Origin of the sequence: Bradyrhizobium archetypum (assembly GCF_013114835.1) — a bacterium.
Lineage (GTDB): Bacteria > Pseudomonadota > Alphaproteobacteria > Rhizobiales > Xanthobacteraceae > Bradyrhizobium > Bradyrhizobium archetypum.
This window is the reverse complement of sequence record NZ_JAAVLW010000003.1, coordinates 453,663-467,975: the sequence shown is the minus strand read 5'-3', so window position 1 is coordinate 467,975 and position 14,313 is coordinate 453,663. Positions and strand designations below refer to the sequence as shown.

12 protein-coding genes are annotated in these 14,313 nt (G+C 63.8%); 5 read left to right on the top strand and 7 right to left on the bottom strand.

The window, feature by feature from the left end; all coding sequences use genetic code 11:
- Window positions 1-110 precede the first annotated feature (110 nt).
- Window positions 111-1,400: a glycerate kinase type-2 family protein gene (locus HCN50_RS10815; protein WP_171709626.1), complete on the top strand. Its 1,290-nt coding sequence runs from the start codon at window positions 111-113 to the stop codon at window positions 1,398-1,400.
- Window positions 1,401-1,581: 181 nt separating this feature from the next.
- Window positions 1,582-3,729, top strand: a complete 2,148-nt coding sequence (locus tag HCN50_RS10810; RefSeq protein ID WP_171709625.1) for a sensor domain-containing protein — start codon at window positions 1,582-1,584, stop codon at window positions 3,727-3,729.
- A 121-nt stretch (window positions 3,730-3,850) separates the two neighbouring features.
- Here HCN50_RS10810 and HCN50_RS10805 read toward each other — a convergent pair whose 3' ends face one another.
- The gene (locus tag HCN50_RS10805) at window positions 3,851-4,369 is read right to left on the bottom strand and encodes a MarR family winged helix-turn-helix transcriptional regulator (RefSeq protein WP_171709624.1); all 519 of its coding nucleotides are present in this window, start codon (window positions 4,367-4,369) and stop codon (window positions 3,851-3,853) included.
- 173 nt (window positions 4,370-4,542) lie between these two features.
- Here HCN50_RS10805 and HCN50_RS10800 point away from each other — a divergent pair, with 173 nt between their 5' ends.
- Genes HCN50_RS10800 through HCN50_RS10790 form a run of 3 tightly spaced genes read left to right on the top strand, consistent with a single transcriptional unit; the run spans window position 4,543 to window position 8,085 of the window.
- Complete coding sequence (locus tag HCN50_RS10800; protein ID WP_171709623.1) at window positions 4,543-5,583, top strand: branched-chain amino acid ABC transporter permease; 1,041 nt, start codon at window positions 4,543-4,545, stop codon at window positions 5,581-5,583.
- A 4-nt stretch (window positions 5,584-5,587) separates the two neighbouring features.
- Entirely contained in the window at window positions 5,588-7,357 is a 1,770-nt protein-coding gene (locus tag HCN50_RS10795; protein ID WP_171709622.1) for a branched-chain amino acid ABC transporter ATP-binding protein/permease, read from the top strand.
- Window positions 7,354-8,085, top strand: coding sequence for an ABC transporter ATP-binding protein (locus HCN50_RS10790; RefSeq protein WP_171709621.1), 732 nt, complete (start codon window positions 7,354-7,356; stop codon window positions 8,083-8,085). Before HCN50_RS10795 ends, HCN50_RS10790 begins: the two co-directional genes overlap by 4 nt.
- 107 nt (window positions 8,086-8,192) lie before the next feature.
- Here HCN50_RS10790 and HCN50_RS10785 read toward each other — a convergent pair whose 3' ends face one another.
- From HCN50_RS10785 to HCN50_RS10760, 6 genes are all read right to left on the bottom strand, one after another.
- Window positions 8,193-9,344, bottom strand: a complete 1,152-nt coding sequence (locus HCN50_RS10785) for an ABC transporter substrate-binding protein (RefSeq protein ID WP_171709620.1) — start codon at window positions 9,342-9,344, stop codon at window positions 8,193-8,195.
- A gap of 88 nt (window positions 9,345-9,432) precedes the next feature.
- Window positions 9,433-9,852: an acyl-CoA thioesterase gene (locus HCN50_RS10780; protein ID WP_171709619.1), complete on the bottom strand. Its 420-nt coding sequence runs from the start codon at window positions 9,850-9,852 to the stop codon at window positions 9,433-9,435.
- Window positions 9,853-9,865: 13 nt separating this feature from the next.
- The gene (locus HCN50_RS10775) at window positions 9,866-10,627 is read right to left on the bottom strand and encodes an SDR family NAD(P)-dependent oxidoreductase (protein ID WP_171709618.1); all 762 of its coding nucleotides are present in this window, start codon (window positions 10,625-10,627) and stop codon (window positions 9,866-9,868) included.
- Window positions 10,628-10,663: 36 nt separating this feature from the next.
- Complete coding sequence (locus HCN50_RS10770) at window positions 10,664-12,550, bottom strand: feruloyl-CoA synthase (RefSeq protein WP_171709617.1); 1,887 nt, start codon at window positions 12,548-12,550, stop codon at window positions 10,664-10,666.
- Between the two features lies 1 nt (window position 12,551).
- Entirely contained in the window at window positions 12,552-13,352 is an 801-nt protein-coding gene (locus HCN50_RS10765) for a crotonase/enoyl-CoA hydratase family protein (RefSeq protein ID WP_171709616.1), read from the bottom strand.
- Window positions 13,353-13,845: 493 nt separating this feature from the next.
- Window positions 13,846-14,307, bottom strand: a complete 462-nt coding sequence (locus HCN50_RS10760) for a DUF3237 domain-containing protein (protein ID WP_171709615.1) — start codon at window positions 14,305-14,307, stop codon at window positions 13,846-13,848.
- Window positions 14,308-14,313 lie beyond the last annotated feature (6 nt).

The window sequence follows — 14,313 nt, the reverse complement described above, 5'->3', positions numbered from 1 at the left end:
CCATTTTTGCGGGCCGAAGCGCCCCCGCAGGCATCCTGCGGGGGTTTTCTTTTGCAGCGATTGGATGGATAACGAGACCTCCCGTCCCGTTGCCAGCCTCGTTGCAAACCATGACCGACCAGCGTTCCCTTTTGCGTGCGATCTTTGACGCGGCCGTTGCGGCTGCGCATCCCGACGTCGTGCTGTCAGCGCATTTGCGTCCCGTCCCCAAAGGCAAGGTGATCTGCCTCGCCGCCGGCAAGGGTGCGGCAGCGATGGCCGCCGCAGCCGAGCGGCACTACCTCGATACGCTGAGGCTCGATCCGTCACGACTGACCGGCCTTGCCACGACGCGCCATGGCCACGGCGTGCCGACGCGGCGGATCAGGATTATCGAAGCGGGCCACCCCGTGCCCGACGAAGCCGGGCTGCAAGCCGCCGACGAAACGCTGCGTCTCGCCTCTGAAGCAACCGCGGATGATCTATTGCTGGTGCTGCTGTCCGGCGGCGGCTCGGCAAACTGGATCGCGCCGGCCAACGGCGTTTCGTTCGCACAAAAGCAGCAGGTAAACCGCGCGCTGCTGCGGTCGGGCGCGCCGATCGGCGAGATGAACATCGTGCGCAAGCATCTGTCGCGGATAAAGGGCGGCCGGCTGGCGCGCGCTGGCCAACGCGCCGCCGAGATCGTGACGCTTGCGATCTCCGATGTGCCGCACGACGATCCTTCCGCGATTGCGTCGGGACCGACGGTGCCGGATTCCTCCACGCTGGCGGACGCCCGCGCCCTGGTCGCAAAGTACAATCTCACGGTCGACGATGCCGTCAGGCACGCACTCGACGATCCCGGGAACGAGAGCTGCAAGCCCGGCGATCCCGCCTTTGCCCGCGCGCAATTCGAGATGATTGCGAAGCCGAAGGCTTCGCTCGACGCAGCGATCAAGGTCGCCAGGGACGCGGGCTACGAGGTCATAGGTCTCGGCGCGGATCTCGAAGGCGAGGCGCGCGATATTGCGGCCGACCACGCACGACTGGCGCTGAAGGCCCGCAGCGAGGGCAGACGCACCGCGATCCTGTCGGGCGGCGAACTGACGGTCACCGTGCGCGGCAATGGCCGTGGCGGGCCCAACCAGGAATATGCGCTGGCGTTGGCGGACCTCCTGAAGGACACGGCCGGCATCGTGGCCCTCGCCGCAGACACCGACGGCGCCGACGGCGGCGCCGGCAGCGCGACCGACCCGGCCGGCGCCGTGATCGATCAGACGACGTTTGCCAAGATGAAGTCGCTCGGTCTCGATCCCGCGGCCTATCTCGCCAATAACGATGCCACCGCATTCTTCTCAGCCACCGACGATCTCCTGCTGACGGGTCCGACGCTCACCAACGTCAATGACGTCAGAGTGATCCTGGTAGACCCCGCCTAGGTTTTACGGGCGACAACCGGCATCCTGTAGGTTCCGCGATGGCGTTAATGCCTTCTTGAGCAAGTTGCGAGGAACCCGCGCGCGTTGGCCAGGTCCGAAGGTGCGATTCACCAGCTTCCGCTTCTAATGGCCGCTCTCCTGGACGAGGAGGGGCCGCCGTTTGCGGCTGGGGAAACGCTGTATGACGGATCACCGCCAGATCACCGACGCGCGTCCAGCGCAGTTGAGTGCGCGCCTCGAGGAGGCGATCAACCATTTGTCGCTCGGCATCGTCATCTTCGACGAGAAGCGCGAGGTCGTTTTCTGCAACGAGCGTTACCGGGAAATGTACGGGCTCTCGCCTGAACGGGTGAAGCCCGGCACGCCGACCCACGAGCTGATCCGCCACCGGCTCGACCTTGGCCTGAAGGTGCAAGGCGCGCCCGATGACTACATCCGCGAACGCGTCGGCCGCGACATCGCGCTCGACACCACGGTGCAGGAGTTCGTCGACGGCCGGATCATCGCCTACACCGTCTACCCGATGCCGGGCGGCGGCGGCATGGCGACCCATGAGGATATTACCGAGCGTGAAGAGCTCAATGCGCGGCTGAAGAGACAATACGAACTCGGCCGGGAACAGGAAGAAGCGCTGCGCAGCAAGAACTTTCAGTTCGACACGGCGATCAACAACATGTCGCAGGGGCTTTGCTTCTTCGATTCCGATCATCGCCTGATCGTCTGCAACGATCGCTTTGTCACGATGTACGATATCGCGCCTGAGCGCGTCAGCCCCGGCATGTCGTTGATCGAGATCGTCGACCTGCGCTTCGAAGCGGGCAGCTTCCCGGCCATGACGCGCGACGAATATCTGCAATGGCGCACCAATGTGGCGGTCTCCAATGTAGCGAAGGATAGCATTGTCGAGCTGATGAACGGCCGCACCTTCAAGATCCGGCACCGGCCGATGCCGGGCGGCGGCTGGGTCGCCACCCATGAGGATATCACCGAGCAGCGCCAGTCCGAGGTCAAGATCGAATACATGGCGCACCACGATGCGCTGACCGATCTTGCTAACAGGGTGCTGTTGAACGACCGGCTCGAACAGGCGCTCGGGCGGGTTCACGACGACGAAATGGTCGCCGTGCATCATCTCGATCTCGATCAGTTCAAGGCGGTGAACGATACGTTCGGGCATCCCTCCGGCGACAGGTTGCTCCGGACCGTTGCCGAGCGGCTGCGCTCCCTCGTTGCCGAAGCCGACACGATCGCGCGGATGGGCGGCGACGAATTCGTGATCGTGCAGGCCGCGATCGCGGACCCCGCCGAGGCTACTTCGCTGGCGCAACGTGTTATCGATGCGCTGAGCGAGCCCTACGACATCGACGACCAGCAGGCCGTGATCGGCGTCAGCATCGGCATTTCGGTCGGCCCCGGCGACGGATCGAAGCCCGACAAGCTGCTGCGCAATGCCGACCTCGCGCTCTATCGTGCCAAGAGCGACGGCCGCGGCACGTTCCGCTTCTTCGAGCCCGCAATGGACCTGCAGATGCAGACCCGCCGCATCATGGAGCGGGACCTGCGCCGGGCGCTGCCGGGCGGCGAGTTCGAGCTGCATTACCAGCCGGTCGTCAACCTGGCGAGCAAGGAAATCAGCGGCTTCGAAGCGCTGATACGCTGGAATCATCCGACCAAGGGAATGATCTCGCCGGCAAGTTTCATTCCGTTGGCCGAGGAGATCGGCTTCATCATCTCGATGGGCGAGTGGGTGATCAGGCAGGCCTGCGCCACCGCCGCGCAGTGGCCCGACAAGCTTCACGTCGCCGTCAATATTTCGGCGATGCAGTTTCGCAGCCCCGGTCTGATGCAGGTGATCGTAGGCGCCCTTGGCGCCTCCGGTCTAGACCCAACGCGGCTGGAGATCGAAATCACCGAGAGCGTGCTGCTGCACAACAAGGAAGCTACTCTCGCGCTGCTGCATCAGTTGCGTGGGCTCGGAATCCGGATCGCCATGGACGATTTCGGCACCGGATATTCGTCGCTGACCTATCTGCAGAGCTTCCCGTTCGACAAGATCAAGATCGACCGCTCGTTCGTCAAGAACATCACCGAGAATTCGAGCTCGCTTAACATCGTGCGGGCGGTTGCCGCGCTCGCCAACGGCATGGGCATGACGGCCACCGCCGAGGGCGTGGAAACCGCGGAGCAGCTCCACAGCATCGTTTCCGAGGGTTGTACGGAGATGCAGGGCTTCCTGTTCAGCAAGCCGCTACCCGCCGGCGAGATCGAGCGGCAATTCCTGTCGGGGCGCGGGCCGCACGAGATTCAGGGCCGCATCGTCGCGGCGTGATACCAGACACTGTCATTCCGGGGCGGAGCGGAAGCGACGAACTACGGTGCGCAATTGCGCACCTGAGAATCTCGAGATTCCGGGCCTGGTCCTTCGGACCATCCCGGAATGACAACATCACTCAAAACTCCGCCGCGATCTTCGACAGCATTTCGAGCAGCGCGATGCGGTTCGCAGGACCCAGCAATTCATTGAGGCGCGCCTCGTGCTTAGAGGCAACCAGCTTCTTGGCGCGTGCCAGCACCGCCCTTCCCTTGTCGGTCAGAACCAGGATGTGCGAGCGGCGGTCGTTGGTCGAGCGCATCCGGGCACAGAGGCCGCGGCTCTCCAGCGCATCCAGCATCGAGACGAAATTAGGCCTGAGGATGCCGAGCGTATTGGCGATTTCGGTCTGGTTGCGTCCGGGATTACGGTCGAGCAACAGCAATACCGAGAATTGCGCCGGCGTCAGTTGCAGCGGCGCGACGCAACGCAGGAAGTCCTCGAACACCTTAAGCTGTGCACGCTTGAGCGAATAGCCGAGCAGGTCGGCTAGCTCCCCCAGTTGCAGCCCGGCAATGTCCGCGGCGCCGTCGGCAATTTCCTTGCCATTGCTGCGCGACGACTTGACGACATCGGTCGCTGCCTTGGAAACTGTCATGGAGAGGCTCGCACCCGAGAAAAGCCCTGGCCGATGGCCGAGGCCTTGATGTTATATTTGATAATTGTTATTGGATATATCAAATTTCGGCTCCTTTCAACTGCCGAGATATGGGCCGGCCGGCCGACCGCACGAGGTCAGGACCGGCGACGCTTTCAGGGGGAGCGCCAGTCTTGAACACGACGATCATGCTGTTCCTTTTGCAGGACGGCATCACCAATGGCGCAATCTATGCGCTGCTCGGGCTTGCGCTGGTACTGGTCTTCGCTGTCACCCGCGTCATCCTGATCCCGCAGGGCGAATTCGTCACCTTCGGCGCGCTGAGTTACGCCATGCTGGCAACGGGTCAGGTGCCGGGCACCGCGAAGCTGGCGGTCGCCATGGGCGTGGTCGCCTTTGGCCTCGATCTGTTCGACGCGCGGCGATCGCTGCGGCTGAAAGGGATCTTGCGCGCGGTTGCCGTGAACATCATTCTTCCCGTCGCGATCCTGGCGCTGACCTACGGGCTTGCCGGCCCCACGACCTCCGTCGCCGTCAACATCGTGTTATCGCTCCTGATCGTCGCGGCGATCGGGCTGTTCCTCTACCGCATCGCGTTTCAGCCGCTGGCGCATACGTCGGTGCTGGTGTTGCTGATCGCGTCTGTCGGCTGCCATCTCGCGCTGCAGGGGCTCGGCCTGGTGTTCTTCGGGGCTGAAGGCCTGCGCGGACCGGCACTCTCGAACACAGCACTCACCATCGGCCCGCTGCGCTTCACCGGCCAGAGCCTTGCGGTCTACGGGCTGACCATCGCCTTCATCGTCGCGCTGTGGCTGTTCTTCGGCTTCACACTGACGGGCAAGGCGCTGCGCGCCACCGCCGTCAACCGGCTCGGCGCCCGCCTCGTCGGCATCCGCACGACATTGTCGGGACAGATCGCTTTCCTGCTGGCGTCCCTGATCGGCGCGATCTCCGGCATTCTGATCGTACCGATCACCACGCTTTACTACGACACCGGCTTCCTGATCGGCCTCAAGGGTTTCATTGCCGCAATCATCGGCGGACTGGTGAGCTATCCGCTGACCGCGGTCGCAGCACTGCTGGTCGGCAGCGTCGAGGCGTTCTCCTCGTTCTACGCCAGCAATTTCAAGGAGGTCATCGTCTTTACGCTGATCCTTCCCGTGCTGGTGCTGCGGTCGCTCGCAGCACCGGAAGTCGAGGAAGAGAAGGACTGACGCGATGAATCAGCGAACGCCTCTCATCATCTTCGCAGCGCTCATGGCGGCGATTCCCTTCATTCCGGGGATCCCGCCGTTCTGGATCGTGCTGCTCAACAATATCGGCCTCGCCGCGCTGGTGGCGATGGGGCTGGTGCTGCTGACCGGCGTCGGCGGCCTCACCTCATTCGGCCAAGCCGCTTTCTGCGGCTTCGGCGCCTATACCACGGCGGTATTGACCACGGCCTATGGCGTCTCGCCGTGGCTGACGCTGCCGCTCTCGCTGCTGGTCAGCGGCATTGCCGCGGTTCTGCTCGGCATCATTACCGTGCGGCTATCAGGCCATTATCTGCCGCTCGGCACCATCGCCTGGGGCATCGGCCTGTTCTATCTGTTCAGCAAGCTGGAGTTCCTCGGCCGCAACGACGGCATCTCGGGCATCCCGCCGCTCTCGATCGGGAGCTTGCGGATGCTCGATCCCGGTTCGATCTATTTCGCGATCTGGATCGCGGTGCTGGTCTCGGCACTCTTGACCATGAACCTCTTGGACTCCCGCACCGGCCGCGCGATCCGTGCGTTGCGGCGCGGGCATATCGCCGGCGAAGCGTTCGGCGTGCAGACGCCGCGCGCCAAACTGCTGGTGTTCGTCTATGCAGCCGTGCTCGCCGGCCTCTCAGGCTGGCTCTATGCGCATTTCCAGCGCGCGGCCAATCCGACGCCGTTCGGTGCGCATGCCGGCATCGAATATCTCTTCATCGCCGTGGTCGGCGGCGCCGGCTATGTCTGGGGCGCGGTGCTCGGCGCCGGGATCGTCGTGATCCTCAAGGAGATTCTGCAGAGCTATTTGCCCTATATCTTCGGCGGCCAGAGCCAGCTCGAAACGATCGTGTTCGGCATTCTGCTGGTCGTGCTCTTGCAACTGGCGCCGACGGGCGTCTGGCCCTGGCTGATGTCCCGACTGCCGATCAAGCCGAACCGCAGGACGCCCGATGCTTCGCTTCCACTTGCCACCCCTGTGCGCGGGCAGGCTTCGTCAGCCGTGCTGCTGCAGATCGAGAAGGCGCGCAAGCAGTTCGGCGGCGTGATTGCCGTCAACGACGTCTCGTTCGACGTTAAGGCCCGCGAGATCGTCGCCCTGATCGGTCCCAACGGCGCCGGCAAGAGCACGACGTTCAACCTGGTCACGGGCGTGCTGACGACGACCGGCGGCACCATCTCGGTGCTCGGCCACAAGGTCGACAATGCGCCGCCGCAGGAGGTCGTCAAGCTCGGCGTCGCGCGCACTTTCCAGCACGTCAAGCTCGTCCCCGACATGACCGTGCTGGAGAACGTCGCGATCGGCGCGCATCTGCGCGGGTCCGCCGGCGCGATCTCCAGCATGTTCCGGCTCGACCGCGCCGACGAGGCGAAACTCCTGGCGGAAGCCGCGCGCCAGATTGAGCGCGTCGGACTCGCCGACCAAATGGACCAGTTGGCAGGAAGCCTGTCGCTCGGCCAACAGCGCATCGTCGAGATTGCGCGTGCGCTGTGCGTCGATCCCCTGCTGCTGCTGCTCGACGAGCCGGCCGCGGGACTGCGCCACATGGAGAAGCAACGGCTCGCTGCGTTGCTCCGCCAGTTGCGTGACGGCGGCATGTCGGTGCTGCTGGTCGAACATGACATGGGATTCGTCATGGATCTCGCCGACCGCATCGTGGTGCTCGATTTCGGCACCAAGATCGCCGAGGGCACGCCGGCTGAGATCAAGACCAACCCCGATGTCATCAAGGCCTATCTCGGAGCTGCCGCATGAGCGCACTGTTATCGGTGTCCGACGCCCACGTTTCCTACGGAAAAGTCGAAGCCGTGCGCTCGGTCTCGCTCGAGGTCGCCGACGATGAGATCGTCACCATCATCGGGGCCAACGGCGCCGGCAAGACTACCCTGCTGAACGCCATCATGGGCGTCCTGCCGCTCAAGGGCGCCACTGCCTTTGCCGGCGCCGACATGACCCCGCTCGATATCGAGGATCGCGTTGCGGCGGGCCTCTCTCTCGTCCCCGAGCACCGCGAATTGTTCGGCACCATGAATGTCGAGGACAATCTGCAACTCGGCGCATTCCGGATTCCGAAGGCCACGGCCGCAAAATCGTTCGAGCGCGTCTATGCGCTGTTTCCGCGGCTGAAGGAGCGGCGCAAGCAGCTCGCCGGTACGCTTTCGGGCGGCGAGCAGCAGATGCTGGCGATGGGCCGTGCGCTGATGGGTACGCCAAAACTGTTGATGCTGGACGAACCGAGCCTGGGGCTCGCGCCGATCATCGTGGCCGATATCTTCCGCACTATCGGTGAGTTGCGGGCCGCTGGCGTCTCGGTGCTGCTGGTCGAGCAGAACGCCCAAGCCGCCCTGCAAATCGCCGACCGCGCCTATGTCATGGAGCTCGGCGAGTTCATCCTGTCCGGATCGGCCAAGGACATCGCCGCCAACCAGCGCGTCGCGGCGAGCTATCTCGGCTTCCAGCACGAAGGCGCGAGCGGGATTTAGGCTCGGCTCCGTAGGCTGGCAAAGGCGCGCGAGCGCCGTGGCGGCCATCTCTCCTGTTCGCAGGTCCATGGTGGGCACGCTAACGCTGTGCCCACCATACAGACCCCCTACTTCGCCGGAACGTACTTTCCGTCCTTCACCGTCAGGATGATGCGCGAACGGTCGTCGAGGCCGTAGCGATCCTTTTCGGTGAAATTGTAGACGCCCTGGCTGGCGGCGATTTCCTTTTCCGACATCAGCGCCAGACGGATCGCCTCGCGGAATTCCGGCGTTCCGGGCTTGGCTGTCTTCAGCGCCACCGGGATCACGCGCTTGAGCACTTCGAACGCGTCATAGGAGTGGCCGGCGAACTGGCTGCGGCTGTTGGCGCCATACTTGGCTTCGTAGGCGGTGTTGAGCGCGAGCCCCGGCTTCTTGGTCAGTGCGCTGTCGGGCTGCGTTTCCGGCGACATCACCGGGCCTGAGGCCATGATCACGCCTTCCGCCGCCGGACCTGCGATGCGGATGAAGTCCATGCTGGCGGCGCCGTGGGTCTGGTAGATCAGGCCCTTGTAGCCGCGCTCGCGCAGCGTGCTTTGCGGCAGCGCCGCGGCGGTGCCGGAAGCGCCGACCAGGATGGCGTCGGGATTGGCGGCGACCAGCTTCAGAACCTGGCCCGCGACCGATGTGTCGGGACGGGCGTAGCGCTCTTCGGTCACCATGGTCAGGCCCATCGGGACGGCCTGGGTCTTGAAGTCGTTGACCCAGAGATCGCCGTAGGAATCGGAGTAGCCGATATAGCCGACAGTCTTGATGCCGTGCGCCTTCATGTGCTCGTACAGCACCTTGCCCATGATCGGGATCGGCTGCGGCATCGCGACCGACCACTTCATGCGGGCTTCGTTGATCGGCAGTGGCGCGAGGGCGAAATGCGGGATACCCGCCTCGTTCGCGACCGTGGAGACGGCAACCGTCGGCGGCGTCGTCGAGGAGCCCATGATGATGTCGGCCTTCGATTCGGTCACGAACCGCCGCGCATTGGTGGTCGCTGTGGTCGGGTCGCCGCCGTCGTCGAGCACGATGATCTTGATCGGCACGCCGCCGATTTCCTTCGGCACGAAGTCGAGCGCGTTGCGTTCGGGAATGCCGAGCGCCGCCGCAGGTCCCGTCGTGGTGACAGTGATGCCGATGGTGACTTCGTTGGTCTGTGCAACCGCCGGCGAGCCCGGCAGAGCCAGCGCCGCCATGACAGCCGCAACGGACAGAAGAGCCTTCTTCATTCATTCCTCCCTTGAATTTCTCTTTATCGTGTAAAGCAAAAAGCCACGTTCAATTCAGCCCCTCCTTTAGGTCATGCGGGAGCTTGCGTCAGCCCCGCATGAATCGCTCGATGATCTCCGGCGGCATCGGTGCCGATTTCAGCTTCTCGGGATCGTCCGGGTGACGGCCGACCAGCACGCGGGTCTCGAACGCTTCGATCGCCAGGGCGTCAGCCTTGAACACGTTGTGGACCACCTCGAAGCTCGATCGCTTGAAACTGTCGATCCGGCTCTCGATCCTGATCCACTCGCCATGGGTCGAGGGAATGTAGAATTTCGCCCGCGTATCCACCATGGGTATGCCGACCAGGCCATATTTGCGGATGATGTCCTGTTTCGAAAACCCGGCGGCTTCGAACATGATCGAGGTCGAATCGTCGAACATCGCGAAGTATCGCGGGTAGTAGACGATGTTGGCGGGATCGCAGTCGCCCCACTGGATCTGGACGTCGCGCCGGTTGATGAACATGGATCGCAATATCCTAGCGCGGCGCCATGCGAAGCGCGGCGTCGAGCCGCACCACCTCGCCATTGAGATATGGATTGTCGATCATGTGCAGCGCCAGCGAGGCAAACTCGTCGGCCTGGCCGAGCCGGCGCGGGAACGGGATCGAGGCGGCGAGCGAGTCCTGCGCTTCCTGCGGCAGATTGGCGAGCAGCGGGGTGAGGAACAGGCCCGGCGCGATCGTCAGCACGCGGATGCCAAACTGCGCCAGCTCGCGCGCGATCGGCAGCGTCATGGCGACGATGCCGCCCTTTGAGGCCGAATAGGCCGATTGACCGATCTGGCCGTCGTAGGCGGCGACCGAGGCGGTCGAGATCACCATGCCGCGTTCGCCGGTCGCCAGCGGCTCCAGCTTCGACATCGGGGCCGTGGCCAGCCGCAGCATGTTGAAGGAGCCGATCAGGTTAACCTTGATCACCTTGTCGAAATCCGAAAGCGCCATCGGCCCGTCCTTGCCGATCACGCGCTTGGCGACGCCGATGCCGGCGCAATTCACCAGCACACGCGCCGGACCATGCGCCGCCGCGGCTTTCGCGATCGCGGCTTCCGCCGAGGCTGCATCTGAAACGTCGCAAGTGACGGCGACGCCGCCGATCTCGGCTGCGACAGATTCGGCGAGCTTTTCGTTGAGATCGCAGATGGCAACCTTGGCGCCCTGGGCGGCGAGCCGGCGCGCGGTCGCCGCGCCCAAACCCGATGCGCCGCCGGTGACGATGGCGGCCTGATCCTTCAACTGCATGGTGCTCTCCCTGACAAGCTCTCGTTACGAATTCGGCTACAGCGTAATCACTTGCGCCGATGGCACAGGCGAATAGATTTCCTCGATCAGCGCGCTGCGGTTCTCAAGCACCGCGCGCTGATTGATCGAGCCCTTGTCCGTGACCTCGCCGCGATCGATCGACAGCGGCGCATCGAGCAATACGGCGCGCGTGATCCGGGTCGAGGAGCCCGTGGCGTCGGCGAAGAATTTTTGGAAGCGTTCGCGGAAGGCTGCAACGATCAACGGGTCGGAAGCCACGGCCGCGAGGTCATCGAGCGGAAGCGTCGGATTGATCAGGCGGCAGCCGTCAAGATCGAGCACCACCAGCGCCGATATTTCGTCGCGGTTGATGCCGGCAATCACGACGTCGCGCACCAGCGGCGCACAAGCCGCGACGAAGCGCGCCCGCAACGGGCCGACGCTGACCCAGGTGCCGCTGGCGAGCTTGAAGTCTTCGCCGATGCGGCCATCGAAATCGAAGCCGGCGTCGAAGTTGTCGGGATCGGCAGGCTTGAGCGCGTCGCCCATCCTGTAGAAGCCTTCCTCGTCGAAACATTTCGCCGTGATATCAGGCTGACGCCAATAGCCCGGCATCACGTTCGGCCCCTTGGCGCGAACCTCCAGCTTGCCATTGTTGGGCACGAGCTTGGCGTCATTGCCCAGCACCGGCAGCCCGACATGGCCGGAACGGCTGGTGTGCGGATTGACCGACATGAAGAACGGCGCGGTTTCGGTGGCGCCAAGGCCGGTCAGCATCGGCACGCGATAGCCGGTTTCGCGAACCGAAAGCTCGTCGAGGCTGTTCCAGACGAAGGCCGACAGCGCCGCACCCGAGAAGAACATCGCGTGCAAGCGGGCAAAGAACTTTTTGCGCAGCGCGGCATCGTTGCGCAGATAGGGCAATAGCGATTCATAGCCCTTGGGCACGTTGAAATAGACCGTCGGCGAAATCTCCTGCAGATTGCGCACGGTCTCCTCAATGCCGCCGGGCATCGGCTTGCCCTCGTCGAGATACATCGAGCCGCCATTGTAGAGCGTCAGCCCGATATTGTGGTTGCCGCCGAAGGTGTGATTCCACGGCAGCCAGTCGACGATGACCGGCGGCTCGTCCTTCAGGAAGGCGAGCGTCTCGCGCAGCATCACCTGGTTGGCGCAGATCATGCGCTGGGTGTTGATGACGGCCTTGGGGTTGCCGGTCGAGCCCGATGTGAGCAGGAATTTTGCAATCGTATCCGGCCCGATCGCCTCGTGCACCGCATCAAGGCGCGGATGCAGTGGGGTCGCCAGCAGATCCGCAAGCGTCGTGATGTCGCGGCCGGGCAGCACGCCTCGGGAAGCGGCGATCTCGGTTCCGGGCGGCACATTGGCGGCCAGCGCATCGGCGAATTTCGTCGCGTCGTCGACGAAGACAAGGCCCGGCGTCAACAGCTTAATCAAATAGCCGAGCTTGCCGTAGTCCCGCGACACCAGCGAATAGGCCGGCGACACCGGACAGAAGGGAATGCCGGCATAGAAGGCGCCGAACGCGATCAGCGCATGATCGATCGAGTTGCCGGACAGGATGACGACCGGCTTGTCCGCCGAAAGGCCGCGTGCCAGCAGCGCGGACGCGATATGCCGCGAGGAGGCAAGCAGCTCGGCATAGCTGATCTGCCGCCAGCCCCGCGCGGCGTTGCGCTCCGCCATGAACACCCGGTCGGGCGCCGCTGCGGCCCAGTGGTGCAGACGGTCGGTGATGCGGGCGGGATAGTCGCGGAGTTGCGCTTTCGGGCGCAAATAGATGGTGCCGTCGTCGCGGTGCTCAACATGCACCGCGGGCGTGCCGAACGAGATCGGACGCAGCGGATGATCCGCGCGCGCGGCTGAATCGGTCGAGGCGGACATGCCGGGCGTGGCGCTCATGTCAGGTCGGCTTCACCTTTGCGGTTTTGTGCTCGAGAAATGCGCGAATGCGGCGTTTTGCTTCCTTGTCGCTCTGCGCCACGGTCGCCATCAGGGATTCCATCAAAAGTCCCGTCTGTGGGTTGGCCTCGGCGATCATCGGGAGTGCCTGCAGTACGGCAAAATTGGTCAGCGGCGCGTTGGCGGCGACGCGCTCGGCGAGCTCCAGCGCTTTAGGCAGCGCGCCGCCGGCTTCGGTGAGGTATTGCGAGAAGCCATAGGATGAACCCTCGGTGGCCGAATAGACCCGCCCGGTGAGCATCATGTCGATCATCCGCGCCACGCCGATCAGGCGCGGCAGCCGCACCGATCCGCCGCCGCCGACGAAGATGCCGCGCTGGCCTTCGGGCAGCGCGAAATAGGCTGACGGCTCGGCGACGCGGATATGCGCCGCACAGGCCAGCTCCAGGCCGCCGCCGATCACCGCTCCCTTCAGCGCCGCGATCACGGGCACGCGGCTATATTGGATACGGTCGAACACCCGGTGCCACATCTGAGAGTGGCGCAGGCCCTCGGTGGCGTCGTGCTCGGTGAGTTCGGATAGATCGAGGCCGGAGGAGAAATGATCGCCAACGCCGTGGATGACCACGGCGCCGATCCCTTCCGGCAGGCTCGTGAAGCAATCCTGGATCGCAAGGATGATGCCGTCATTCAGCGCGTTGCGCTTGACCGGACGGTTGAGGCCCACGGTCAGCACCGCGCCCTTCTGCTCGATCTTGAGCAGGTCGGACTGACCCGCTGAGACGGTGGAGGCGTTTCCCATGGGCTTATATTGCTTCCTGTCCAAAATAGTTATGTTTTATAACGATTTTGGGACGGGGGAGTCAAGGTGGGTTATGGGGTCTCCGGCCGGCATTGCGGATAAGGGGTACGGCGCAACCAATTATCCGGACTCTGGCAAGCATCTGCAACGCCGCGGCCCTCCGCCACACACACGCGAAGACAGCGCCACACACACTCAACTGTCATCCGCGCGAAGGCGGGGATCCAGTACGCCGCGGCTTATCGGCTTAGTCACTGCTTTCTCTGGAATACTGGGTCACCCACCGGAGCCTGTCATCGGGCGCGCATTCGCGCGACCCGTTGGCGGGTGACGACAGCGGAATATGACTTCGCGATCTCGGGACACATCTGGCCGAGGTTTGCCTGAAGCTTTCTCGCCCTCACCAAGTGGAGGCGCAGGGAAGACCGGGTGCGCGCCGCACCCGCAATCTCGTGTGCAGGTATCCGCGAAAAGCACGATTCCGGGACCGCAGCTACAACACCTGATGCACGTCGATGACGACGTGATTGGCGTGGCGGGCCGCGGAGCCGATGAAGAAGTTTTCCATCAGCCAGCGATATTTTGGCGCACCGGTCTCGAATTTCGGCACGGTGCGGAAATAGATCAGCCTGGGGTCGACCGGCTCGCCGCGCTTGAGCTTCTGCAGCAGGTCGACGGGACCAAAACGCAGGCCCTTGTTCTCGATATAGACGATCGCGCCATCGTCGGTTTCGAAGGCGTATTTGGCTTCCAGTTCGATCAATTCGTTCGGGCGGATGATCTGGAAGTCGGCGCCGCAGGGAAGAACCTTGCCGTTGACCTCTTCGCCCTTCACCTCGCCGCCGATGATCGGAATGATCCGCCGCACGCCGGTACCGATTTCACCCGCTGACGTCACTGCGCCGATCCGCGCGGTGATGGTGAAGACATATTTGGTGGAAAGCTGCGGGGTCATCGTCGT